At 66.8% G+C, this 2,173-nt stretch carries 1 protein-coding gene and 1 pseudogene; both read left to right on the forward strand.

From position 1 onward, the window contains the following. A pseudogene (locus tag AC1DY5_RS52495) lies at window positions 1-645 on the forward strand (terminase); the annotation flags it as partial. An 8-nt stretch (window positions 646-653) separates the two neighbouring features. Next, a partial coding sequence (locus tag AC1DY5_RS52500; protein WP_478122161.1) for a portal protein occupies window positions 654-2,173 on the forward strand: 1,520 nt, incomplete at its 3' end.

Below are 2,173 nucleotides of genomic sequence, written 5' to 3' on the forward strand. Positions count from 1 at the left end.
GCCGCACAAGCCCGCTGGAAGGCCAAGGATGCCAAGGGCACGATGACCGCCCTTGGCTTCGACCCAGCTCGAGGTGGCATCGACAAGGCCTCCGTCGCCCGCCGGCATGGCCAATGGTTCGATGAGATGGTGACCGCGCCTGGCACCGTGACCAAGGACGGCCCCACCGCGGCAGCCTTCGTCGTGCCACTGGTGCGTGATGGCGCTTGCATCTGCGTCGACAGCATCGGCATCGGGTCGAGCGCGCTGGACTTCCTCGTCGGCCTGAACCTCAACGTCCTGGCCGTCAACGTCTCGGAAACCTCCGGGCTTGTCACCAAGGCCGGCAACCTGCGCTACCGCAACAAGCGCGCCGAGATGTATTGGCGCCTGCGCGAGGCACTGGACCCGACCAACCCTGACCCGATCGCGCTGCCACCGGATGCCGAGCTGCTGGGCGACCTCACGGCCGTTCGATACAAGGTCATCACCATGGGCAAGGTCGCTGCCATCCAGATGCGCAGCAAGGACGAGATCCGCGAAATGCTCGGTCGGTCCCCCGACAAGGGCGATGCGGTCGCCATGACCTTCATCAGCGGCATCCCTGCGCCCGGAACTGCGCGCAACTCTTACGAAGAACCCGAAGAGCCTGACTGGCGCCTGTGAGAACCACCATGGACACCACCACCCCCACCGACCCGCAAGCCCTCTCGCTGCACGAGTACACGACCATCATCGAGGAGATCGAGCAGCAGCCCCAGTGGCGCCGCATCGCCGACAAGGAGATGGACTACGCGGACGGCAACCAGCTGGACAGCGAACTGCTACGCATGCAGCAGCAGCTGGGCATCCCGCCGGCCGTCGAGGACCTCATCGGCCCCGCGCTGCTGTCGATCCAGGGCTACGAGGAAGTCACCCGCACCGACTGGCGCGTCACGCCCAACGGCGGCACCGGCGGCCAGGACGTGGCGGACGCCCTCAACTACAAGCTGAACGAGGCGGAGCGCCATTCCAAGGCCGATGCAGCGTGCTCGGACGCCTTCCGTACGCAAATCGGTGTCGGCCTGGGCTGGGTCGAGGTTGCCCGAGAGTCCGACCCGTTCAAGTACCCGTATCGCTGCTCTGTCGTGCACCGCAACGAGATCCACTGGGACTTCACGGACAAGGACAACGACCTGAGCAATGCGCGCTGGCTGCGCCGGCAGCGCTGGCTCACTCCCGATCGCATCGCCCTGGCGTTCCCCGATGCTCGCGAGCTGGTGAAGACCATCGGCGTCTACGGCCCCTCGTGGTGGGGCGAGCAGACCCTGGCGGTCGACGGCGGCCAGACCACGGGCCTGCGCAACGCGCACAACGAGGCGCGCGCCTGGACCATGCTGGAGGACCGCTGGTGGAACCCGACGACCAAGGAAGTCTGCCTGGCGGAGCTGTGGTACCGCCGCTGGGTGTCGGTGCCCGTCATCACCACCGGCGACGGCCGGGTTGTCGAGTACGACGAGAACAACGTCGCCCACAACTACGTCGTGGCGCGCGGCGTGGCCAAGCTCACCATCGCCAACGTCGCCCGCGTGCGCCGCAGCTACTGGCTCGGCCCGCACCGCCTGCACGACTCGCCGAGCCCGTACAGCCATCGCAGCTTCCCCTACGTGCCGTTCTGGGGCTTCCGCGAGGACAGCACCAGCGTGCCTTATGGCTACGTGCGCGGCATGATCTTCCCGCAGGACAGCCTCAACAGCGGCATCTCGAAGCTTCGCTGGGGCATGGGTGTCGTTCGCACCGAGCGCACCAAGGGCGCGGTGGCCATGACGGACGCCCAGCTGCGCAAGCAGGTTGCCCGCCGCGATGCGGACATCATTCTTGACGCCGACCACATGAGTAAGCCGGGCGCCAAGTTCGAGGTCAAGCGCGACTACCAGCTGACCGACCAGCATTTCCAGATGCTGCAAGAGAACCGAGGCGCCATCCAGCGCGTCAGCGCGGCCACGGCCGGTTTCATGGGCAAGGAGGGCACCGCGACCTCGGGCAAGCAGGAGCAGACCCAGGTCGAGCAGTCCAACCAGTCGCTGGGCCGGATGATGGGCAACTTCCGCGACGGCCGCTCCATGGTGGGCGAGCTGCTGCTGTCCATGATCGTGGAGGACCTGGGCAGCCAGCAGCACGTCATCGTCATCGAGGGCGATGCAGTGCGCGAGGA

The sequence above is a fragment of the Variovorax sp. P4_D9 genome, assembly GCF_056401695.1.